We start from the raw sequence: 23,441 nt of genomic DNA, 5'->3' as shown, positions 1-23,441 counted from the left end.
GTCCACTTTCCCGCAGGGAAAGCCAATGATTCAATTCAGACAGCCAGCACCTTGATCGGCATAGCCAAGCACATAGGCAAGCACCTCCGTTTGCTGATTGGGTCGAACGCAACCAGGCATATCGATTACATCATTGATGTCGGATTGGACGCACGACATCCCATTCTTGTAGCCACACGAAGCAGAAACACTTCACTACTGAACAACAATCCAGCTAGCGGGAGCAGATCGTCCCCGCGCTCGCTCGAACACCGCACGATCACAAGTCGAAGAACAATGCTGTGCCTTGAACCCTGCCGCAGTGTTTCCGCATCGGACATCCGCAGCCGCCCATCCACAGCAACATCCATCACCAGTAAGCAGCGCAGGCTGCCTAACAAGAACTGCTCATCAATTGTATTGAATAGTGAACGTCGCCATGCCATTGGCCTTGCCTGGAATCACCCGCCCCGCACGTGTCTGGATGTATCTCGCCCGTAGTGGCAATGTCAATTTCCCTGCGTTCATAGCCCCCGTCGCCAGCACGACATTCTCGGCAAATCTCAACGGCTGCTCCCCTGCACCTTCGCGCCTGACCATTTGAATCGCGACGCCTGATGCGGCGTCTACCATCGCGGTCAATGGCAACACGCCCGGAAGATTGGAGGCATCCTGAAGAGCATCCACACGAATTCCCACCGTGGAAGTGGTTACATCGGAGCTTTGACAATCAAGCTCAATATTGAAGTCTCGATTCGCTACAATGGCCCCAACTCCGGAGAACGCACTGCTCGACACGGGACCAAAATTCACAGCGATGTTCTGGCTACCAGCACTGACTTTGCAGGTGGGTGACTTGATGATTGCGCCCCCGTTGCGAAGGTTCAGCGTGACCATGGGAGTTCTTGCATTATTCAGCACCTGCCCCGCAAAGATGCCATCATTCCCAATCTTGCCACTGCCTACCGTCGCGCTGGTTTTGATCAATTCGACGGTTACAGTGGATGCTGGAATACCCAGAACTTGCCCAATCCGATAATATATTTCCGCAGTGTAGTTGACCGATTTGGGTCCACTATCGCCAGTCAAGGTCTGCGTTATTCTGATTCCAATCCCAGGCACCGCAGTAGTAAGCCCCCCCGGCACCGTTGGGACATAGCCATTGGAAGTAGCTTGAAAAATAGCCAATGAAGAGCTGTTTGGTCCAAACGGATCGCAGATGAATGTATTCGCGCTCGTCGGGCTGATGCTGAAGGTACGTGTGAGAATCACCCCCCCAACCGGCAAGCTGGATGGAACACTGATTTCGCCTAGATTGATGTCGATGTTCTGCGCGGAAAAGCTCACTAATGGATTGACACGGCAGTTCGCTGACGCATGTTGGGAATAAGTTGCTCCCAGCACTGCGAGCAGGGTTGCAGCAAGCAAATGCACCGTTGGATGGATCACCGGCATACCGTCTCCAATGAAGTTACTCCGAACTGATCCTGCCCAGGAACAGCCGCCACCTGATAGTCAAACACGCAACGTTGCGATGCTTGCGATCCCCATTCAACTTGCAGCCTGCCGTTATCGCGGTCACTACGAACATAGAGGCGACCGCCCTGCCCAACCAGGCCAACCAGCTGCCCCTGCTCATCCTTGACTGAGGCACCCAACGGTAGCGATTTCCCCGCTGCGCCTCTCACGCTGATCAGCAGCGCGCGTCCGCTACGCGTCTGGAAGCGCAGCAGACCGATAGCGCCAGCGTAGGGTGCTATCGACTGGCTACTGGACTCCAATTCAACATCGCGCGGCATGTCTCCTGGATCCAGGGTGATGGCATTGAGCCGAAAGGGCGACACATACGGCACAACGGCATAACCGCGCCGATCCACACGTAGACCCAGTGCATTGGTCACCTGCGCATCAGCCGCTCCCGGCGCATGCACCAACACCATGGTGTCGCCGCGATACGGTGCGAAAGTAACCCCGCCAGCATGCATCACCACATTGCCGCTTGCACTCAGCGACAACTGGCGGAAGTCATCCGAGTAGCCATAGGCGCCATTGAGGCTTGTGTAACGGCCACGATAACCCGCAGTGGCCATGACGCTGGTGCTCCCGCTACGGCTGTCTGCCAACGTCAGCCCATAGTCAAAGTTGTAGTCGACGCCGGCAGACCCGCTGATACCGATTCGGCTGTTGTCATAGCCACCGGCTTGGTTGCGCGCACCACTATCGCGAATGCCGATATCTGCATTAAGCGACATCGATCGATTCCGCCTGCCCAATGGCATGCTCATGCTGAGCAGATATTGCGTATCACGTACCGCAGGCAGGCCGACTTCGGTACGCACCGCAGAGAAACCGAAATTCACCGCGCGCCAGGCATTGTTGTAACCCACCTGGTACTGCACGCTGCTACCTGCGATATCGTAGAAATCACGTACCGATCCCGTTACATACAGCGCACCCCAGCCCTTGGCCAACGGCTGATTCAAGGTCAACTGGAACTGGCTGCGTTGCCGCCCGTAGCGTTGCGCGTCGAAGCCACGCGAAATTGCATCACGATGGTTCAATGCATCCTGCAGGCTGTAGTAGCCGCGGGTTGAATACCGGTATGCCGCTAGGGTCACATTGGTACCCAGCTGACCAATCAGGTTGCTATAGCTCAGCCGCATGCTCGCGCCCAACTTGTCCTCACCTCCCTGGAAGCGCGAACGTGCCTGCGTCATGTCGAACGACAATGCGCCTACCGGCGTTGCAAGTCCTGCCCCATATAGCAGCGCACCATAGTTCTCGCTCAGCAAGCCGCCGCCATACAAGGTCAGACGATTGCCAATGCCACGCTGGTAGGTGCCCTGCGCCAACCAGGGCTCATCCAGCAGGTTCTCGTTGCGCACCTGTCCGACGGTGAACGCGTAGCGTGACATCCCCGGGCGCAGCATCTGCGCCACCGCGCCGAACGGAACCTTGAAGGAGCGCGTGCGACCATCAGCCTCGACAACACTGACCTCCAGATCGCCGCCATAGCCGGTCGGATACAGATCGTCGATAACGAAGCTGCCAGGCGATACCGTGCTCGAGTAGATCAGCTGCTGGTTCTGGCGAATCTCCACGCGCGCATTGGTTTCGGCTATACCACGAACGACGGGCGCGTACCCACGCAGCGAATCGGGCAGCATGCGATCGTCGGTCGCCAGGCTGACGCCGCGATAACCTACCGAATCGAACAGCTCACCGCTGGTATAGGCCTCACCAACAGTGAGCGCTCCACCCACCCTTGCGAATCCTCGCTGGGCATAGGTCGCGATGCGCTGCCAATGGCTGCCATCACCCTCGTTCCAGGTCAGGTTCGAGTCCTGGCGCAGCTGCCAGCCCGCCAGATTCAGACCCACGTTCAGGCCAAGATAGGCGCTACGGTTGCGTTGACCAAACGCGCCACGCGTCTGCCCATCCACCATGTTGAAACTGTAGCCGACGAAGCCCGCATTGATACCGCGGTCCCATAGCGCAGGATTCACGTAACCGCGCGCCTCGCGGCGAAGATTGACCTGGGGGATGCTCAGGTCGTAGCGCAGATTGCCGCTGTCATAGATACCGAATGCATCTGGCATGCGCTCCTGCACCTGGTAACACACGTTTTCTGCATTGCCGTCGGCGGCGGCCGCCTGCAGCTGCTCGGTATCTACACCGAGTTCCTCGAGCAGCGCGATGTCCAGGCAGGCACCCACCTCGCCCTGCCGGTTGGCGCGGAACGGCAGGTCACGGCGCCCCTTCCAGCTGCCGTTGACGTAGATATCCACGCGGTAGTCGCCCGCCACCATCGGGTTGCCATTGCTGAAAGCGGACAGATCGACCTTGGTGCCGGAGCCGGAGAGAAAGTTGGAGTCGAATTGCGCCACTTCGGGAGCAGCGCGCCTCGACGGGCCTGCGCTCACCAGCAACGCCTGCTCGCCCAGATTGGCGCTTGGCTCGGGAGACGCTGCCGGCGCCGCCCATAGCTGCAAGGGCAGCGCAGCGCCTGCGACAAGCAGGAACGTGGGCAGCATTCGCTCCCTGCCCGTTGCAGCATCGAAGATCGATCTCCGAATTGATGATGACAACCTGCTCTCAATCACACCGGCTTCCTTCAGAACGATCGCAACTGCGATACCGCTCGATCCATCGAGCCGCTACTCAGGGGCCAGCCGATACGCTGGCGCTGTTCTCCACCCGTCCGCCGTAGTCGTTGATGGTGATGAAGCGCACCTTGTCCATGGGACCGGTGGCATCCAACGTCAACTGCTGGTTGGGGCCGACCATCTTTCCTTTCTCTTCAACCAGCCTGTCTGCGCTGGCGCTGATTGCATGCACCTCCGCCAAGGTCACGTGGTAAGGCGTGGGATTGTCTGCCCTCAGCTTTCCGCCCGACCAACTCCAGCGCAGTTTCGGCGGCGCATCATTGGCGGTATCCGGCAGCCTGTTGGGGCGGTAGAACAACTTGATCCGCGAACGGAAAGCCACCTGCAGATAGTTCTGCTCTTCACCGGTTTCCTTCGGCGATGGCGCGACATCCAGTACGTTCAACCAGAACAGTGACTCGCGATCCTTCGGCAGATCCGCACCGGTGAAGATCACCCGCAAGGCCTGGCTACGCCCTGCCTCAACCCGGGCGATGGGCGGCGTCAGCAGGAACGGAGCGTCACTGTTTTCTGCCGTCTGCTCGGGGTCGCCGCTGTCGATCCACGCCTGTACCAACGATGGCGCCTCGCCAACATTGTTCACCTGGACGGTGATCTCGCGCGCCTGCTCCGGGTAGATCACCCGTGTCCCGCTGATCACCACGCCCGCCATGGCCGACGGGGAAAACGACGCCATCAACACTGCGCCAAGCAGTGTCACTGGAATTTGTGCTTTCATCGCAGTCGCTGCTTCTATGCGTGGAAGATATCCCTCGGCCGGCCGCATCGCCGACCGAGGGTGACGGCAACTGCAATCAGTTGTAGATGATCGTGTACTTCACGCTGCTGGTGACTTCACCCGGGCTGACCGCGCCCTGGGCGTAGTACTCGACCGCGTAGTTGAGGTTTGCCGATCCATCGGCAGCAACAGTGACCCATTGCGAGTTGGTCTGCGGCTGGCCCGCGCCTCCAGCGGCGACCGGCAGCGCGAGGTTGTTGCTGCCAAGCAGCTGCAGCTGCACCTGGGTCGCAGCGTTGGCGGTAGCGGTGTTGTTCAAGCGACCGCTGCTGGCATCGATGGTGGCACCCGGCTCGAAGTAGGTCGCCACGCTGCCAGCATCGCATTGGGTCAGATTGATCGAGAACGGCGTGCGGCCGGCAACCTGGCCACTGGCCGCCAGCGCGCTGGCGCCCACCGTCGGCAGGGTCACGGTGAAGTCCTTGCCCTGCGGCGTGGAAACGGTGCAGGTCTTGTCGGTGATTTCACCATTAAAGGTGATGGTGCCGTCAGCGGCGCTTGCGGCGAGCGGTGCTGCTGCCAGCAGGAGTACTGTGATGATGTTGACGTTGCGCATTGCGATTACCTTGCTCTGATGGAGTGGAAGTGGGTCCGGGGCAAGCAAGGAATTCAACGAAGCAATACTCAATCCTTGACTCGCTTCCCGATCAGGACTCGACACCTGCTGTTCGAGAACTGGACGAGAAGTTATCAGGAACAAATGTGACGCTCTCCACATTAATTGCCAATTAGCCGTTCCAATCAAATCTGCGACAGCCTTTCGCATGACAGCTGCACATGCAGCACATATGTGCCCTTTCGTGTATCCGGATTTCACTCGGTACAGTCGATCGACCAGACGTCTCATCTGCCGTGGAAAAAGATCGACTTGATCGTGATCACTCAACACGCGTGATGTCCGCGAGCAGAACGGCAAGTTGCCTCTTCTGTTGCGTTTCGCGCAGGCGCCTACTGAAGCTCCCAAACGCGGAGTACGGCCATGATTCGTTCTCTCCTGCTCGGTGCGGCGTTGCTTTCCATCACTTCGGCAGCCAACGCCAGTCAAGGCACCATTCGCTTCGTGGGACGCGTAGTTGATTCAGGCTGCAGTATTGGGCTGGTGCACGATCAGCGACAACTGAACCTGGATACCTGCCCGATGTCTGCGCAAGGCGCGCAGCTGGAGGTATCCACTCTGGCCACCGGCGATGTCATCACCTTGGCCGCCTACAAAGCGCAGGTTGGGCTTGCGGCACATCAAGGCGAGGCACACGAGCGCTTTTTTTCCAAGAGCTATGCACTGCAGCCCAGCCCGGGGCAACAGGCAAAAGCAGGCTATCTGGTAGTGGTCACCTACCCGTGACACCCGCAACGGAAGCCGGCAGACCTGAAAGGCCTGCCGGGCTCCGTCCCACTTTTCCATGGTCATCCGATTGTTGGGCTGCAACCCTTGACGCCAGCGACCCGCGCCGATCAGTCGACGTGCAAGGACTCGCGAATCGTGAAGTCGCGCGAGTACCGCGAGCCGTCGCGGTCAATGCTGGTATCAGGCTGCAGGCACGCGTGGAGTATTCTGGCTTCGAACCGCCCGCACACTCCAGCCAGCCAACAACAGCAAGCACGCGAGTGCATACGCCGACGCCACAATCATCTGCGTCCAGATACCCGGCACGAGCTTGAGCAGCACCATCGCCATCCCCAGCACCAGCACAGCCAGCACGGGGAGGCGCAGCATCAAGGGGTCGGCCAGCAGCGCGTAGCGGCGCAGGAACAGATAGGCCGTGAGCAGACAGCCGGCCAGCGCTGCCCAAGCGATGCCCGCGATGCCGGTGACCGCGGGCACCAGCAACAGCACCAGCGCATTGAGACCACTGCCCATCAATTCGTAGCGCATCGGCAACACGGTGTTGCCAACCGCATAAGCGTAGCGCGCGAGCAACGCATTCCACGCGCCAAATACAATCACGCAGGCAAACCACGCCAGCAACATCGGCAACGCGCCCTGCTCCATGCCTGCAGGCAGCAACAGCTTCACCAGCGATGGCGCGCTGGCAATCATGCCGGCCGCGGCAGGAATGGTCAGGGTAGCCGTCACCAGCAGTCCGAGACGTAGTGCGTTGCGTCGAGCGGCCTCGTCTTCGCCCAGCTGCGCCATGCGCGCCAGCACCACCTGGTTGAGGCTCATCAGCGCGACCAGTGGCAGGTTGACCAGCTTGCGTGCCAGATTGACCAGCGTGATCGCGCCTTCACCCAGGAACGAGGCACACACGCGCTCCAGCAAGACCAGCCCTTGGCTGGCACCCGCGCTGGCGAGCAGCGGCCCAAGCCGACGGTACAAGCCATGCGCATCGGCCTGCTGCCAGTACCAACGCCACGGCCGCCAGCCACCGCGCCACAGCAGCGGCAGCACCGAGAGCAGCATCAACACCGCACCAGCAACAAAGGCCCAGGCCAGATCGCGTTCGTTGGTTGCCGAGCGCTGCATCAACAGCAACAGCACCGCTGGCAGGTTGTACAGAAACGAACCCAGGCCTGCCACCAGGAAGCGTTGCTGGGCCTGCCCTATCGCGGCAGCCAAAGCATGCACCAGCAGCATCGGTACCACGCAGGACAGAATCAGCAGGCTGGACGCGGCCGTATGCTGCACCCCCGTCGCCAGGCCAGGTCCGATCAAGCGGACCCAGATGCCCGCACCTGCCGCCAGCGCAATCGCGATCAGCGCGCCCACCAGCAGCAGGCTCAGCATCTGCGTGGACACCCATGCCGGTTGCCGCGGGCCTTCCAACTGCTGGTACAACGGCAATGCGGCGGACGACAACAGACCTGCAGCCAGCGTCATGCGGATGGCTTCGGGCAGGAACAACGCGACCAGGAAACCATCACTGCGTGCACCTGCGCCCCAGGCATCAACCAACAGCCATTCGCGGCCGAAGCCGAGCGCGAGACCGGCCACCGTCACCAAGGTCAACCAGAGCGTGGCGCGGAACATGGCTCAGTGCAGCAGGGTCAGGATGTTCTTGCCACCCACCCGGTAGGACAGGTTGTGCGGGCGTTCGCCCATTGGCTTGGCGCCGCTGCCGCCGATGATCTTGTACGGCGGAACTTCCTTGGCCACAACGGTATTGGCGGTGATCACGCAGCCACGCCCCAGGTGCGCACCGTGGGCGACCAGCGCACGGCTGGCGATCCACACATAGTCCTCGATCACGATGGGTGCCGACACCGACCAGAATTCCGGGGCGGTCAGATCATGCGTCCCGGCGATGATCAGCACATGCGATGCAATCGCGACGTGGTCGCCGATGCGCAGACCCGCACGCGCATCGATCTGGCAATGCCAGGCAATCACGCTGTCCTTGCCGATCACCAGGCTGTCCATGCCCAGTACCTCGGTGTTGCGCCAGATGGTGGAGCCCTCACCAATCTTTGCGCCGCCGATACGCAGCCAGGTCAGGCGTACCCAATGGAAAGGCACCTTGTTGATGGCGATGTTGTAGAGCTGCTCCCACAGGCGCAGGCAGCGATCCTTGAACGTGATCCAGTTGATGCCGTAGCGCGGCACCAGCTTGGTCGGCAGTTCCATCTTCAACTCGTGGTAGAGGCGCTTGCCCAGCGGATGCTGCAGGCGCCATTCAATATCCACCGAGCAGATCGACACGCGCAGCTGATCGCCACTGACTTCCTCGAACGCGCCCTCGTTGGCCAGCAACCACTCATAGGCCTCGGTCAACGCGGCAGGTTCCACCCCCATGCGCGCAGCGTAGTCGCCAAGCCGCGAGCGCAGGTCGACGGAATGAAAAATACGATGCCTCATTGCTGCTTCCTCGAACTCGATAAAGGCCGGCCCTCTGCGCCGGGTGGAACAGCGGCTGCACTCTGCAGCCCGAGCCCCATCACCAGCCAGAACAAGGCCACCAGCACCATGGTGAAACTGTAGTAGTGATCGATCAGCCCTGTCAGCAGGGCGGCAACCAGCGCGGTGGTACAGCCCATCCACAAGCCGTTGCGGCGGTCGATGGTGAGCACCTTGCCCTGCGGCCGCACCTGCCGCCACCAGCGCCAGGTCACCACGCAGTACAGCAGCATGCCGAGCAGGCCCAGCTTGTACATGTAGTACAGCCACAGGTTGGAGATACCGAGCAATCCGCTGCCGGGTACCGGCGGCTCGGTACGGAAACCAATTCCCAAGGGATAACGCGCAACAGCCTCGGGAAAGCGCTTGTATTCATCCACGCGTACCTCGGTACTGGCGTTGTCCGATGAGAACATTGTCGCCAGACGGTCCTGCAGTGGCGCATAGGTCACGGTCAGTACGCCACCGAGAATGATCCCGGCCATCACCATTGCCCGCGCATACGGCACCCGCAGCCAGGACAGCCACAACAGCACCACACCGATGGCGAGGATGGCGCCGCGCGAGCTGCTCAGCAGCAGGGCAGCCGCGCCGAGCACGGCCACCGATGCCCCCAGCACGCGTCGCCAACCGTGCTGGTAGAGCCCGTAGAACGCAGCAAGTGGCACGAACATCGCCATCGCACCACCGGTCAGGTTCGGGTGGACCCACGGCGAACCGAGACGTGCGTTCTCTGCGCTGAAGATGTCCAGCAAGGCCTCCGGGTGCGCATAACGCAGCTTCTCCAGCACGGGAATCATGTCCAGTGCGCTGCGTGATCTGACGAACATCCCCAGCGACAACACCAGCATCGCCAGATTACCCAGCAACAGCATCACCACCAGCTGCTCGCGCTGCTTCTCCTGTGACAGCATCAGCGGCGCCAACAGCAGCAATGACAGGTTGACCAGCCAGCGTACCCAGTTCACCGGCCCGTTGCCGTCAGCCACGATCGTGACCTGCCCCACCACGAACGGCAGCGCGCTGAATGCCATCAACAACAGCATTCCACGTTCGACGCTGCCCCACTGCGGCCGCTCCAGCCGCTGGAAGAACAACTGCAATGCCACCCCGGCCCAGGTCAGCCCGAGCATGGCCTCGGCCATGGTGAAACGAAAGCCGACCTGCAAGGTGCTGAAGGGCATGAACGTCGCCACCAGCGCGAACAGCGACAAGCCGACCACTGGCCAACGCAATACCACCAATGCGGCTGGCAATCCCAGCAGCACCACGATGAACTTGGACGGCGGCAGGAACAGCAACAGGCTGCCAAACAGCAGGCCGCAGAGCACCGCGATGGTCGTGCCCAGCCTCATCGCGACGCCGCCTGCAGCAGTTGCGCTACCCGCTGCTGGTAGGGGCCAGCGCCGTAGCGCTGTGCTGCCGTGATCAAGGTTTCGCGTGCCTCGTCCTCGCCTCGCCCGCAAGCCGCTGCGAGCAAGGCATCACGCAGCGACGTCGCACTGCGTGGATCGAAGCGCAACGATTGCGGTGGAGTGATTTCATCCAGCGCACTGCCGGTGGCAACCGCGACCGGCGTGCCACACCCCAATGCTTCGATCACCGGCAGACCAAATCCTTCCGCGGTCGCCGGGTGCAGCAGACGTTCGGCATCGTGATAGAGCCGCGACAGCTGCGCGTCACTCAATCCGCTGCGCCAATGCAGGCCAGGCAGGCCAGCCAGCTCCGCGTCCACATCAGCGCGATCGCCAACCAGCACCAGGTCCGGCAGCGGATTACCTTCCCCACGTAGCGCACGCCATTGCTGCAGCAGGAACGGAATGTTCTTGCGCGGCTCGCGGGTCCCCACCACCAGCCAATAACGCGCGGGCAAGGCTGGATCGGCCGCCGCGCTGGGTACCGCCAATGGCAGCACTGCGTTGGGCAATACCGAGGTCCGCGCCCGCGCACCCGGATACAAGCGGGCAAGCTCGCCAGCGCTGAACTGTGATGGCGTCCAGATCGTGTCTGCCGCACGCACCGCGTGCCCAATCAGGAAGCGGTCCATGGCAGCGTAGACACGACCATGCAACCACGTGGCATGACGCCCTGGCAAGGTCAGCTGGAATACGTCGTGCAGCAACAGTACCTGCCTGCGCAGCGTCGCCGGGCGGCGCAGCGGCAAGCCGCTGTTGGCGGTGGCGATGTACAGATCGATGCCCTGCTGGCGCAACGCGCCCGGCAGGAAACCCAGCTCGAAAGCCATGCGCGTACGCGGACGATGCAAGCCATTGCTTGCCACCGACGCAGGCGGACAGATCGCCAGCTGCCGGTGCGGGTGCCCATCCGGCGCCATGCTGAAGCGCACCAGTTCACGGCCTTCAGCCAACAGTGCCTGTTCAAGCGCCAGCACCTGACGGGCGATGCCCGAGTGCGGCGCGGCGGTGACTGGCCGGTAATCAATGCCTATGCGCATGTCAGCTCGGTGTACACCGCCTCCAACTGGTCGGCGGAACGCTGCCAATCATGTTGCGCGCGCACGTAGTCACGGCCAGCCTCACCGGTCGCATGCGCCAACTGCGGATCGGCCAGCAGCTGCAGCGCCGCAGCAACCAAGGCGGCAGTATCGCCCCCGCCTTGATAGTGGGTGCCACGCTGGACGTCCAGCCCGGACACCGCCTGCGCTGTGGCGACCACCGGCAAGCCCGCCGCCATTGCTTCCAACACCTTCAGCTTGGAACCGCCACCGTCGCGCAGCGCGGCCAGGAACAGACTGCTCTTGGCCTGCACCGGTTGCAGACTGGGGACGAAACCGCGCCACTCGATGCGTGCATCCGGCCAGCGCTCGGCCCAGTGCGTCGGCAATGCGTAACCGCACAGGCATAGCCGGGTCTGCGCTGCAGCCGCCCAGATCGCCGGCATGACCTCGTCCAGCAGCCATTCCACCGCATCGATGTTGGGCGCGTACTCGAAGTTGCCGACGAACAGGATCCGTCCGGCGCCAGGATCGGCCACCACCTCGGCAAAGGCCTCGGTATCGGTGCCATTGACCACCACGGCGATGGGCTGCCTGCTGTATGCGGCCAGCACCTTGGCATCATCCTCGGTCAAGGCCACCACCTTGCGTGCTGCACCCACTACGTGACGTTCCCAACGCTGGTAGCGCCAACGGTCCAGCCGCGCCAACGGCCTGAACACTGCAGGCAGGCGGCTGTAGGTGACCTCGGCAAGCGTGGATTCGACATTGTGCTCACTGAGCAGGAAACCCGCCGCGTACCGCTGCAATGGCGCCCGGCACGGTTCGTACATGTACGAATGCTCCAGCTGCACCACATCCCAGGGCTGCTCCAGCAACGTTCCCAGCGTGCGACCGAAGTCCGGCGCGTGACCATTGACCGAAGCCAACAGCGGCACCGGTGACAACAGTCCGTTGATCATCGTCTTCAACGAACGCAACGGGCGCCGCTGCAGCACGATCAGGCGCTCCAGCAGCGGCTCGAGTTGCGCCTGGGTTGCAGCGTCCAACGGCACTTTGCTTTGCACCAGCAAGGTGATGCGATGTCCGCGCGCGGCCAGGCAACGCAGCAGATGGTATTGGCGCAGCTTGCCGCCACTGGTGGTTGGCCATGGCAGGTAAGGCAGGATCCACAGAATCCGCAGCGGTCGCATTACCACTCCAATACCGACAGCGTCGTCGATACCGGTACGTTGACCGCATCGCCGCTGCCGATCTCCTTGTGCGCGCCGCTCAGTACATCGTGCAGCACCGCCTGCTTGAGGCCATTGACCTGCACCTGTCCGGGTTGCGCGCCCCAGAACAACCATAGCCGACGGCCGTCCGGGCGCTGCCAGCCAATGCTGATCATGCCCGGCGTATTACCGGTGAATACTGGCGCCTTGCCCGGGACCAGACGCGGCCCGGTGATCTGCAGCAGCCGTCGCACCGCGCTGTACACCGGCTTGGCGGCAGCAGCTTCATCCAGCAGCCCATAGCGGCGATCACGCGCACCTGCGCGCTGGTCCAGGTCACTCAGGGCGAACAGGAAAATCTTGTCGTAATCCAGCGCGCTCATCAGCGCCAGGCGGCGGGTCACGAAGTCCGCCTGCCCCTGTGCGCCGATGATGGGCTGCTCTTCCTTGGGGCCTGCATAGCTGGACCAACCCCATTCGTCGGCCCAGATGTCACGCGCACCGGCGGCGCGCAAGGATGCATTGCCTTGGCGGGCACGCTGCACGAAGTCCATCGCATGTGCGTCGTCGCCTTCCGGATACAAGGAGTACGGGTGATAGGCGGTAATCACGTCCAGCGAGAACAAACCGCCCTTGGCCAATGCTTCAACCATCAGCGCACCCCCGCGGGTGGGCATCTGGCTGAAGTAGCCCATGCCACCCAGCACGATCTTGCGACCAGGCGCCTCGCGACGCATGGCCTCCACGCTGGTCAGCAACAGCTGGCCATAGGCGGCAGGATCCTCGCGCGGTCGCCAGAATGCAGGCAGGTTGGGCTCGTTCCACACCTGCCAGGCAACAACCTTGGGATAGCGCTGCGCCAGCTGCACCAGGGCGCGCGCGTAGAGCTTGGGATCCTTCGGCGGGTATTGGTCCGGGTTCGGACTGCCGGCTGGTGCGGAGGTGGCATGCGGCGCCGATCCGACCAGATACACCTCGGCCTTGAGACCGCGCCGTTCCATTTCCGCCATCAAAGGGTCCAGTACATCCCAGCGGAATTGGCCCTCTTGTGGTTCGATGGTGTCCCAGTGCAGATCCACCCGCACCCACTGCAGGCCCAAGGCCTGCAGCTGGTTCATCTGTTTGCGGTATTGGCTGGGCTCAAACCACAGGAAGTGTGCGTTCACCCCAAGATAGTCGGCCCACACCAGCGGTCGCGGCGGCACCAGTTCCAGGGTCGCGCGTTCGCCCTTGGCACAGGCAGTGACGCCCCATAGCAGCGAACCGACCAGCACTGCTGATGCAAGTACCCGCAGCAGCCGCGCCTTGAACATGCCTGGTCCTTTCATTGCTTACGCTCCACAACCGATCTAAACAGTGCCGCAAATTCGCTGGCAATGGTCGCCCACTGACGCTGTGCGCCCAGCGCGGATGCCGCTGCCGCCCAGCTGTGCGCCAACGACGGCTCATCCAGGAGGCTGCCAATCCGTTCGGCCAGGGCCGCGCTCTGCCCCTGCGCATAGACCACGCCGTTGCCGTGGGAAACTTCCTCGGCAAACGCGCGCGCATCCGAGGCAATCACCCCGCGCCCGCTGGCGTTCGCCCACGACAGCGCACCACTGGTGCCGCGCATGCGGCCAAGCAAGGCCAACTTCTTTGAATCGCGATACGGCAACACCATCGCGTGATGGGCCTGCACGCAGTCCAGGATGCCGCTGGCAGGCAGGTCGAGCTGCCACTCGATCCGATCTGCGATGCCCAATTCGGCAGCGCGTCCCCGCAGCTGCGACAGGTAGTTGCCGCGGCTGCCAAACGCCAGCTCAGGCGCCGATCCGCCAGCCATGGTCACTGCAAGCCGCGCCTGCGGGCGCTGGCGAAAAACCGTGGCCAAGGCATCGAACAGATCCTCGATCCCCTTGCCCGGATAGATGAAACCGAAATACAGCAGCTTCAGCAGCTCGCCGTCAGGCAACGCGGCGGTAGCAAACACCGGATTGCCGTGCGCGATGAAGTGCACCTTGTCTGGCGCAACCTGCATGCGCTCGACCAGACAGCTGCCGCCGGTACGGGTCAACGCAACCATCGCATCCAGACCGGCAGCCAGGCTGCGCTCGCGCGCCAGCGTGCGCCGGTCCTGTGCCAACGCCAGCAGCTGCGGCAAGGGGCGCGGCCAGGCCGCTATGCGGCGGGCCAGCCCCTGCGCAGGGTCCGGTGAGCGCCATACCAGCCGCTCCGGGTCATGCACGGTTGCGCTGGTCGCCAGTTGCGGCCAGCGCAACCGTAGTTGTTCAAGCGCGAGGAACTCGGGACCACGCCCGCCGCCCAGCTGCGCATGGACGATATCCACGTCCCGCCAGAACGCTGCATCACTCGTGTCCCAGGCACCGTCTGCGCGCTGCGGTGGTACCCGCACATCAACGCCCGCGCCGCGCAGCGCCTCCATCCACGCCTGCGCGTAGTCGGCGATGCCGTTCTGCAACGGCGGCAGCGGTGCGAGCAGCGCCAGCTTCACTCAGTACGCTCCGAGCCAACGACTGATCGGCTTCCAGAACCTGGCCGGGATTTCAAAAACGCGACGATTGAGCACGATGCCGTCGACACGCCCCAAGGCATCACGCAGCAACGCCAGGGCGTTTTCCACCGCCGGCACCGTGGTGCTGCGCGCCTGCACCACCAGAATGATGCGATCGCAGCCGCGCAACGCAATCAGCGCGTGCTCGTCGCTCAGCGGCGGCGCCTGCACGATCACCATTTCGCCAGGCTGCGCCGGCAGTGCGCCCTCGCGCACGCTATAGCCCTGCTGCCTGAGCACGATGGCCAGACGCGAGGCAATGAAGCTCACGCCTTCGCCGGAACGACCCGAGGTCAGGCCCACCGACAGGCCATGCTCGGCGATCTGCTCCAGCGGCAGGCGGCAATAGATGCGGTACAGGGCCGCACGCAAGGGTTGCGAAGCATCCTGGTCGCGTTCGATCTCCGGTACCGTGGCCAACAGGGGCACGTTGAAGGTTTTCTCGATGCGGCCACCGTCATGGATACGCTGGTCCATCAGGTATAGCAGGAACACCACCACCAAGGCCACGGCCAGCGCCACCGGAATGGTCAGCAGCAGCATCAACATGCTCTTCGGGAACACGCGCGACGGGGTGAAGCTCGACTCACCGACCAGCGCCACATTGCTGAGGCGGTTGCGATTCAGGTCACGGATCACGCGCGCACGCAGCAGATAGTCCGAGTACTGCGCAAACGTTTTTTCGGCAGAACCCAGCTCCAGGCTAAGGCGCGACAGCGATGGCTCGGCCGCCATCACTTCTTCGCGTGAGGCCTGCAGCTGCTTGAGCTGCTCATCGATCTCGGCGATGTTGGCGTCGATCTTGGCCACGTTGATACGCGCATCCTGCATGTCCTGGCGCAGGCGGGTACCCAGGGCATTGGGCGCGACATTGCGCGAGCGCACCACATTGTCATTGACCGCTGCGATCTCCGCTTCCAGTCCGGCAATGCTCTCATCCAGCGCACGTACCGGCGGTGCACCTTCCTTGAAGTTGCGCAGCAGATCCAGGCGCTGCTGCTTGAGTCCGTTCAACTTCAGCTTGAGGTCTTCGCGGGCAGGATTGAGGCTGATTTCGCGCTCGGTCACCACTTCCCCTGCGACCGCGGGCAACTGCCGGCCAGCCGCGCCGAGGATGCCGAGCAGCGCTTCACGCTCGGCCTGCAGTTCGCGGCGGTGCCGATACAGCTTCTGCAGCTGGTCGGTCACATCCTCGATGCGCTGCTCGACGCTGGTGGCATCGATGACACGCAGGCGGTCACGCAGCTGCTGTTTCAGCTTGATGATGGTGTCGTTGAGCTCGGTGTTCTGCTGCTGGTAGAAATCAAACAGCGCATCGCCGCCGGCAGCATTGGCGCGCTCGTCGAAATACGCGTCCACCCAAGCCTGCGAAATACCCTGGGCGACATGCGGGTCGCTCCAGGTCACACGCATCTCCATCACGTTCGAGCCCGGATCGTGGCTGACCGTCAGGCGCTTGGCCAGGCGTGCCGCAAGGCGATCCTCCGGCGGCGCCTTGTCCATCAGGCCCACGCCGACGAACACATCACGGACAACTTCCTTGCACCAGGCCGCCGCCTTGCCTATCTGGAACTTGAAGCGCGCCCAGCCGCCCTGCGGCGGTACCGATGACATCGCCAGATAGGCCTTGGCGACCTTCAGCATGACCGGCGCACTGGTCGCCATTTTCTCCTCATCCAGCAGCGGATCGCGCTGCGGGCTCTGCTGCACGAAACCCGATTCCGGGCCCGGCTGCACCGGCAACTGCACGCTGGCGCTCTGCGTTGGCTTGACCAGCAGGCGCGCATCGGAGACGAAGCGATTGGGCAGCAGGAAGGCACCGGCCACCACCACCGCGATCGTGACCATCAAGGTCAGGCGAAACTCGCGGGCGAAAATAAACAGCAGACGCAGCGCGTCGCGAAGGCTACGGACTTCGATCACGGCACGGTTACCTCTGGCGTATTGATCCGGTAGGACGGCTCGTTTATCTGGTAGTTGGCCGATGCACCGAAACCACGGAACATCAGCAACTGGCCGACATACATGTCCACGCGCTGGATCGCATTGCCGATCCGCGAGCTGGGCACGAACACCAGGTCACCGCGCTGCAGCTGCACCCCCGGCTGGCCGTTGGTGGCAGGGCTGAGCAGGGCCGCGTAGTCGAAGAAATAGACCTGCTGCACGCCATCGTCATCCTGGCGCACCAGCGCCACATGATGGCTGTCCGCGGTCGGCAGCACGCCACCGGTGGCGGTGATGGCCTGTGGCACGGTCACCGCCGACATCAGATCGAAGGTTCCCGGGTTGCGCACGGCGCCGCCGACATACACCCGGCTACCGGGTGCTTCAGCGATATTGATGGTCACCCGCGGCTCGCGGTAGATCGCATCCAGCCGCTCGGTCAGCTCTTCGCCGATCGCTTCGGGTGTACGCCCGCCAGCCTTGACGATGCCGATGAATGGATAGGCGATATTGCCGTCGGGCCTGACCCGGTACAGCGTTGCCTCGTCCTTCTCTGCTGGCGTCTGCGCATCGCGCACGATGCGCAGCACATCGCCGGTATGCACCTTGAGCACCGGCTTGGGCAGCTGTTCCGGGCTGAAATTGCTGATCTGCCGCTCACGCACCACCTTGCCAGCGGGCAGCTGGACAACGTTGGACATGGCGCAGGCGGTAACCAACAGCGTAAGCAGCGCCGGCAGCGCCAATCGCAGGGACTTCATGATTGCCTCCAGTAGCCGGTAAACATTCCAATGCGTCGCTTCAGGCGCAGCGGCAGATGCCGTTCCATGTGCCCCAGACGATAACCAATGAACTTTGCAGCGGTGCGCAACAACGCACCGGGTATTGCAGTGACCGCACCGGCCTGGCGCAGCGCGCGCAGCTCGGAACGCACGAAGCGACCACCTTCACCGCCGGCACCACCAAAGCTTTGTCGTATCCAGCGCTCGCGCGAATAGAACACGCCGATGTCGAAGTAGCGTCGCAGCTCTTCCACGATGCTGTAGTCGTGCGAGTGCCAGGCCTCGGCAGCCGCCACATAGTTGATCGCCCAGCCCGCCAGCAGCGCGCGCGCGGCGACATGGGTGTCCTCGGTGCCGATCACATCCTCTGGAAACCCGCCCACCTCGGCCAGCACGTCGGCGCGGTAGGCGCAGAACGCATCGGAACTGAAGCAGGTCTTGATGCCGAGCTCGGCGGCGTCGCTGCTGCGCTTGATGCGGCCCTGCGACGGATAGTTGAAGGCGCGCGCATGCCGGGCCAGGATGCCGGCCTCCGGATGCGGAATCTGCCGCCCGTAGGCCACCGCCACGTCGTCAGCGGCATACACGCCATCCACCAGCGCCTGCAGCGCATCCGGCGGCACCGGTATCGCATCCTGGGTCATGTAGATCAGCACATCGGCGCTGACCAGGCTGGCCGCAAGACGCCGCGTGCCGCCATGGTTGAAGGTGGCCGGATCAATCTCCACGACGCGCGCGCCAAACTCGCGCCAGCGCGCGACACCGCCATCGCTGGAGGCACTGTCGATGATCAGCAGCTCGTCCGGCTGCAGCGACTGCGCGCGCAGCGCAGGCAGCATCCGCGCCATATGCGCTTCACCGTTGCGTACTGGAATGATCAGGGCAACGCGCGGCCTGGCCATCAGTACGCCGCCTTCATCGACAGCACGGCCGGCAAGGTGCGCAGCAGGATGAAGGCATCCAGCCCAAGCGACCAGTTCTCGATATAGGCCAGGTCGTACTCGACGCGCTTCTGCAGCTTCTCGACGGTATCGGTCTCGCCACGGTAACCATGCACCTGCGCCAGACCGGTGATGCCGGGCTTTACCTTGTGCCGCGCCACGTAGTTGGCAACCGCCTCCTCGAACAGGATATCCGCCGCCTTGGTGGCAGTGGCATGCGGGCGCGGCCCGACCATCGACATGCTGCCGGCCAGCACGTTGAACAGCTGCGGCAACTCATCGATGCTGCTCTTGCGGATGAAGCGCCCGATCCGGGTCACCCGCGGATCGCCAGCGCGCGTCTGGGTCTGCGCATCCATGTCACGTTGATCGTGGAACATGGAGCGGAACTTGTAGACCTCGATCAGCTGGTGGTTGTAGCCATAGCGGCGCTGCCGGAACAGCACCGGACCACGCGAATCCAGCTTGATGGCGATGGCTACCAACAGCATCAACGGCGACAGTAGCAGCAACGCCAGGCTTGCCAGCACCACGTCCTCGGCACGCTTGTAGGCAGGCGCCCAGCCTTTCAATGGCGGCTCCGAAACCACCAGCATCGGCACGTCGGAAATGTCCGCAACACGCGGCAGCGCGAAGTTGAAGGCCTGCATCTCCGGCACCAGGAACACCTGCACCGGCATTTTCCTGAGCAGCTCAACGTAGTGGTGGTTGCGCCCCTCTGCCGCCGCTGGCAGCGCCATCAGGACCTGATCCACCTCGTTGTTGCGGATCAGCTGTTCGAGCAACGCGAAGTTGCCGATCAACTGCGGCCGCAGGTTTGAGGCGATGCGGTCTGGACTGCGGTCATCGATGAAGCCCAGCAGGCCACTGGCGATATCCACATTCTGCTGCATGTGCTGTGCCAGCCGGCTGCCGTTCTCGGTTGCTCCAAGGATCACCGAGCGGCCAACGAAGTGGCCGTCGCGGATCCGCCGCTGGAAGAACGCCAGCATCAGCAGTCGCCCAAGCACCAGCAACAACAGGGTCGTCAGGTACCAGAGCAGCGCCATCTTGATCGGCAGGTAGGCGATCACCCGGAACACGGTATGCAGCATCAGCACCAGGCCAAAGCTGGCCGACCAGGCAACGATGGTGGAGCGGATCAGCACCCGATTGCTGAACATCTCCCGCCCGTACATGCCGAACGCGGTGAACACCAGGATCGTCAACAGACCGGCCAGCAACGCCAGCACCCCATAGGTACGTATCAAGCTGCTGTCATGGACCCCCATCAGCAACAGCACCAGCGCCGCCGGCGAAACCGCAGCGCAGAAGTGGAAAATACGCGCCATCAGACGCGACCAGCGCATCACTATCGGGCGTGTATTTGCAAACAATGCATCTGAAAACGGTAAGCGCATTACGACGTCAGACACCTGTGCTGATGCGAACAAAACAGGCACACACCCACACAAACCGAGGCAGCCGCCTGCAAAGCGACGCCATCGGCTTGACCCTAGTGAGCCACCTGCCCCCCTGCAGACAACCGGCCGGACTCATTCAACGACGAGCACGGCTGTACCTGATCATCTGTTCCTTACCCGATACAATAACGTGATGGGACTCACGTTTACAGGGGTATAGGCACACGGATGCGCTGCGTTAAGGAATCAACCGCAGTTGTCAAGGCCAGATGACAGAAGTTTGACGCCTACTGAAGCTCGAAGACCTGCCGCAGATAGGACAGGTAGCCCGGATCATCACACATGCTCTTGCCGGGTGAGTCGCTGAGCTTGGCCACCGGCTGGCCATTGCAGCGGACCATCTTGATGACGATGTTCAGCGGCGTCGGGCCCAGGTCGTTGGTCAGGTGTGTACCAACACCGAAGGCAACCTGGCAGCGGCCACGGAAGTGGTCGTACAGCTGCATCACCTTCTCGATGTTCAAGCCATCGCTGAACACCAGCACCTTGCTGGTCGGGTCAACGCGATTGGCCTTGAAATGGGCCAGCATGCGGTCGCCCCACGCAACCGGGTCGCCGGAGTCATGGCGCACGCCATCAAACAGCTTGCAGAAGTACATGTCGAAGTCGCGCAGGAAGGCGTCCAACCCGACCACATCCGACAAGGCGATACCCAGGTCGCCGCGGTACTCGCGTGCCCAGGACTCCAATGCCGCCACCTGCGAGTCACGCAGGCGCGGGCCCAGTGCCTGGAAGGCCTGCAGGTACTCATGCGCCATGGTGCCGTGCGGGGTCATCCCATACATGCGCGCGAAGTACACGTTGCTGGTGCCGACGAACTGCGGGCCCAGCGCGTCGCGCAGCATCGGCAGCATCGTGCCATGCCATTCCCGCGAGTAGCGACGGCGGCTGCCGTAATCGGCGATGCGGCAATTCTCGAAGCCGGCGGTATCGCGCAGCAACGCAGCCTTGGCCTGCAGGCGGCGCTCGCCTTCGGCGAAATCAGCGGTGGTGGTATTGCGGAACCAGACTTCGTTGATGATCGCCAGCAACGGCACTTCGAACATGATGGTGTGCAACCACGGCCCGGTGATGTCCAGCTCGATCTCACCCGGCACGGTTTCCGACGCACGCAGGCTGATGTACTTGCGGTCCAGGTGGAACAGGCCGAGGAAATCGGCGAAGTCCGGCTTCACGAAGCGCAGCCGACGCATGTATTCCAGCTCGTCGGCGGTGAAGCGCAGGCTGCACAGATGGTCGATCTCGCTGTTGATCTCGTCCATGTACGCGGCCAGGTCAATCCCCGGCGTACGGCATTTGAACCGGTACTGGACGATGGCGCCCGGGTACTGGTGCAGTACCGCCTGCATCATCGTGAATTTGTAGAGGTCGGTGTCGAGCAGGGATTGGATGATCATGTCCGGCATTATGCGCTGGCTGGAGGCTCGGGTTCAGGCTGGCACGGCTGCTTGTTCATGGTCTGTGGCGGGCAAGGGGCTTAGGGCTGATGGCGTCTTCTCGAAGAGCACCCCTCCCCAACCCTCCCCTTGGCTACGCCAAAGGGAGGGAGCAATACACGGTCCTGCCCCCTCCCTTGCGCACCGCGCAGGGAAGGGTTGGGGAGGAGTGCTCTACGAGCCCCACCAGCCCCGGGAACGAAGCTACTTCATCAACAAGCGCGGCACCTGCAACGCCGCATGCGCCCAGATCGCACACCACACCCCTGCCCTCACCGGCAGGCTGCGCTGGCTGGCTTCGAATTTGCGGAAGTAACGCCACAGGCCGCGATGCTTGTGCCACTCCACGAAGAACGGCCGCGAACGGCTGGACACGCCGCGCACATGCAGCACCTTCAAGTCGTTGGCGATGGCCACCACCGCGCCGGCCTGGCGTGCGCGCCGGCATAGATCCAGGTCTTCGGCATGCAGCCGGTAGCCAGCGTCCCAGCCTTGCAGGCGGTCGAACAAGCCACGCGGCATCAGCAACAGCGCGCCCGACAAGGCCTGCACCTGCTGCAACGCTGCCGAATGGTCCACCTGCACCGCCAGCCGCGAGCCCGCACCAGGGTTACGCAGCATCGCGGCGAAGTCCGGGTCGCGGCGGCGTACCGCTGGATCAGCGGCGCCGTCTTCGTCCACCTGCTCCACGCCGAGCAGGCAATCGCCCAATGGCCGGCCAAGATCGCGCAAACGCGCCAGGGTCTGCGGCTCGACCATCAGATCCGGATTGACGAAGGCCAGCCACGGCGAATGGCATTCGCTTGCGCCCTGGTTGCAGGCGGTGGCAAAGCCCGGATTGTCAGGATTGGCAATGAAACGCACGCGGCTATCGGCCAGCGCATGCCGCTGCGCGATCGCCAGCGAACCATCGCGCGATTCGTTGTCGACCACGCGGATCTCGGCAATGTCAGCGGCGGCGCGCAGACGCTGCAGGCACTCATCCAAGGTGCTTGCACTCTGGTAACTGACCACCACCACCGCAATCGAATCGCTCACACCGGCTCCGCGCCTGGAAGGGAACCACAGGCATCGAACAGGTCGGGCTGGGCTTGCGGCATTATCGCCTGCTCGCACAACTGCTGCAGTTGCTGGCGGTGGGCATGAAGCGGGTCGTTCATCAGGAACGCGGCCAGCCGCGCGGTCCACACCGGCCAGCGATTGGCCAGCACTTCCATGTCGCCTTCGGCCGGCCGACCTTCGCTGTGGCGGCCAACGAAGGCGTTGTCACACAGCACGTTGCGCCAACCCAGCCCGCTCATGCGCAGGCTCAGGTCCACCAGCGCGGCGTACCAGGAGCCGTAGCTGTGGATATCCAGTCCACCAGCACGGCGACGCGCGCTACCGCGGATCAGCACCGCGTGGGTGACTGCCGAGGGCAGCTCGGGCTGCAGCAAGGGCATCGCCGCCAGGGCCTGCAGCAGCCGCGCCGGATCGGCAGGCAGCGGATTGAGTTCGCCGGCACGCGGCCACGATACGGCTTCGCCGGCGTTGCTCCACGGCGTGGCGGTGGCGATGGAGGCATCACGCGCCAGGCAGTCGCTGAGCTGCTGCAACCAACCGGCCATCGGCAAGGCATCGGGTGCAAGCACGGCGACATCGGCGTCGCCACAGGCCTTCAGCATCTCGTCCAGATGCGCGGCTTCGCCGATCGGACGTGGACGGCGCGTGTACTCGGCCTGCAGGCGGGTGCTGGCAAGCCAGTGTTCGATCACCACCTGGCCGCGCGGGCCGCTCTGGCCATCGTCGGCCAGCCACACCGGCGTACCCGCCGGTGTGTGTTTCTCCAATGCCGCCAGGCAGGCATCAAGCGCTGCATCATCCACACCCACCGGCAGCAGGATGACCGGCAGCGCCATGC

At 63.0% G+C, this 23,441-nt stretch carries 19 protein-coding genes; 1 reads left to right on the top strand and 18 read right to left on the bottom strand.

The annotated features are described in order from the left end of the window. Positions 1–390: 390 nt before the first annotated feature. The 4 genes from ACVOLI_RS02195 to ACVOLI_RS02180 all read right to left on the bottom strand — a co-directional run bounded on the left by ACVOLI_RS02195 (position 391) and on the right by ACVOLI_RS02180 (position 5,479). On the bottom strand, positions 391–1,434 hold the full coding sequence (locus ACVOLI_RS02195) for a fimbrial protein (RefSeq protein ID WP_481533356.1): 1,044 nt from the start codon (positions 1,432–1,434) through the stop codon (positions 391–393). Beyond that, positions 1,425–4,013 carry a fimbria/pilus outer membrane usher protein gene (locus ACVOLI_RS02190; RefSeq protein WP_481533355.1) on the bottom strand — a complete coding sequence of 863 codons (2,589 nt, stop codon included), beginning with the start codon at positions 4,011–4,013 and terminating at the stop codon, positions 1,425–1,427. The genes ACVOLI_RS02195 and ACVOLI_RS02190 overlap by 10 nt, the downstream gene beginning before the upstream one ends. Positions 4,014–4,140: 127 nt before the next feature. Then, positions 4,141–4,863 (bottom strand): fimbrial biogenesis chaperone, encoded by a 723-nt coding sequence (locus ACVOLI_RS02185; RefSeq protein WP_481533354.1) that lies wholly within the window; start codon positions 4,861–4,863, stop codon positions 4,141–4,143. 76 nt (positions 4,864–4,939) lie between these two features. After that, positions 4,940–5,479, bottom strand: coding sequence for a fimbrial protein (locus tag ACVOLI_RS02180; protein WP_481533353.1), 540 nt, complete (start codon positions 5,477–5,479; stop codon positions 4,940–4,942). Positions 5,480–5,902: 423 nt separating this feature from the next. On the opposite strand from ACVOLI_RS02180, the gene ACVOLI_RS02175 reads away from it, so the two are divergent. Beyond that, positions 5,903–6,265 (top strand): hypothetical protein, encoded by a 363-nt coding sequence (locus ACVOLI_RS02175; RefSeq protein ID WP_481533352.1) that lies wholly within the window; start codon positions 5,903–5,905, stop codon positions 6,263–6,265. Positions 6,266–6,448: 183 nt separating this feature from the next. On the opposite strand, the gene ACVOLI_RS02170 is transcribed toward ACVOLI_RS02175, so the two are convergent. From ACVOLI_RS02170 to ACVOLI_RS02105, 14 genes are all read right to left on the bottom strand, one after another. Then, positions 6,449–7,891: a lipid II flippase MurJ gene (locus ACVOLI_RS02170; RefSeq protein ID WP_481533351.1), complete on the bottom strand. Its 1,443-nt coding sequence runs from the start codon at positions 7,889–7,891 to the stop codon at positions 6,449–6,451. Positions 7,892–7,894: 3 nt separating this feature from the next. Beyond that, positions 7,895–8,716 carry an acyltransferase gene (locus ACVOLI_RS02165; RefSeq protein WP_481533350.1) on the bottom strand — a complete coding sequence of 274 codons (822 nt, stop codon included), beginning with the start codon at positions 8,714–8,716 and terminating at the stop codon, positions 7,895–7,897. Further along, on the bottom strand, positions 8,713–10,110 hold the full coding sequence (locus tag ACVOLI_RS02160) for an O-antigen ligase family protein (protein ID WP_481533349.1): 1,398 nt from the start codon (positions 10,108–10,110) through the stop codon (positions 8,713–8,715). Before ACVOLI_RS02160 ends, ACVOLI_RS02165 begins: the two co-directional genes overlap by 4 nt. After that, positions 10,107–11,210, bottom strand: coding sequence for a glycosyltransferase family 4 protein (locus ACVOLI_RS02155; RefSeq protein ID WP_481533348.1), 1,104 nt, complete (start codon positions 11,208–11,210; stop codon positions 10,107–10,109). Before ACVOLI_RS02155 ends, ACVOLI_RS02160 begins: the two co-directional genes overlap by 4 nt. Then, positions 11,201–12,403 (bottom strand): glycosyltransferase family 4 protein, encoded by a 1,203-nt coding sequence (locus ACVOLI_RS02150; protein ID WP_481533347.1) that lies wholly within the window; start codon positions 12,401–12,403, stop codon positions 11,201–11,203. The genes ACVOLI_RS02155 and ACVOLI_RS02150 overlap by 10 nt, the downstream gene beginning before the upstream one ends. Continuing rightward, positions 12,403–13,752: a beta-galactosidase gene (locus ACVOLI_RS02145; RefSeq protein WP_481533346.1), complete on the bottom strand. Its 1,350-nt coding sequence runs from the start codon at positions 13,750–13,752 to the stop codon at positions 12,403–12,405. Before ACVOLI_RS02145 ends, ACVOLI_RS02150 begins: the two co-directional genes overlap by 1 nt. Beyond that, positions 13,749–14,915, bottom strand: coding sequence for a glycosyltransferase (locus tag ACVOLI_RS02140; protein ID WP_481533345.1), 1,167 nt, complete (start codon positions 14,913–14,915; stop codon positions 13,749–13,751). Before ACVOLI_RS02140 ends, ACVOLI_RS02145 begins: the two co-directional genes overlap by 4 nt. Further along, complete coding sequence (locus tag ACVOLI_RS02135; protein WP_481533344.1) at positions 14,916–16,898, bottom strand: GumC family protein; 1,983 nt, start codon at positions 16,896–16,898, stop codon at positions 14,916–14,918. Beyond that, positions 16,895–17,680 (bottom strand): polysaccharide biosynthesis/export family protein, encoded by a 786-nt coding sequence (locus ACVOLI_RS02130; RefSeq protein ID WP_481533343.1) that lies wholly within the window; start codon positions 17,678–17,680, stop codon positions 16,895–16,897. Before ACVOLI_RS02130 ends, ACVOLI_RS02135 begins: the two co-directional genes overlap by 4 nt. Further along, the gene (locus tag ACVOLI_RS02125) at positions 17,677–18,603 is read right to left on the bottom strand and encodes a glycosyltransferase family 2 protein (protein ID WP_481533342.1); all 927 of its coding nucleotides are present in this window, start codon (positions 18,601–18,603) and stop codon (positions 17,677–17,679) included. Before ACVOLI_RS02125 ends, ACVOLI_RS02130 begins: the two co-directional genes overlap by 4 nt. Continuing rightward, positions 18,603–19,991: an undecaprenyl-phosphate glucose phosphotransferase gene (locus ACVOLI_RS02120; RefSeq protein WP_481533341.1), complete on the bottom strand. Its 1,389-nt coding sequence runs from the start codon at positions 19,989–19,991 to the stop codon at positions 18,603–18,605. Before ACVOLI_RS02120 ends, ACVOLI_RS02125 begins: the two co-directional genes overlap by 1 nt. Before the next feature lie 341 nt (positions 19,992–20,332). Beyond that, positions 20,333–21,502: a nicotinate phosphoribosyltransferase gene (pncB, locus tag ACVOLI_RS02115; protein ID WP_481533340.1), complete on the bottom strand. Its 1,170-nt coding sequence runs from the start codon at positions 21,500–21,502 to the stop codon at positions 20,333–20,335. Between the two features lie 243 nt (positions 21,503–21,745). Then, positions 21,746–22,579 carry a glycosyltransferase family 2 protein gene (locus ACVOLI_RS02110; RefSeq protein ID WP_481533339.1) on the bottom strand — a complete coding sequence of 278 codons (834 nt, stop codon included), beginning with the start codon at positions 22,577–22,579 and terminating at the stop codon, positions 21,746–21,748. Further along, positions 22,576–23,439 carry a glycosyltransferase family 2 protein gene (locus ACVOLI_RS02105; protein ID WP_481533338.1) on the bottom strand — a complete coding sequence of 288 codons (864 nt, stop codon included), beginning with the start codon at positions 23,437–23,439 and terminating at the stop codon, positions 22,576–22,578. Before ACVOLI_RS02105 ends, ACVOLI_RS02110 begins: the two co-directional genes overlap by 4 nt. Between the last annotated feature and the right edge of the window lie 2 nt (positions 23,440–23,441).

It is taken from the genome of Stenotrophomonas sp. STEN029, assembly GCF_056760015.1.
The sequence above is the reverse complement of the archived record's forward strand: the minus strand, read 5'-3'. Positions and strand labels throughout refer to the sequence as shown.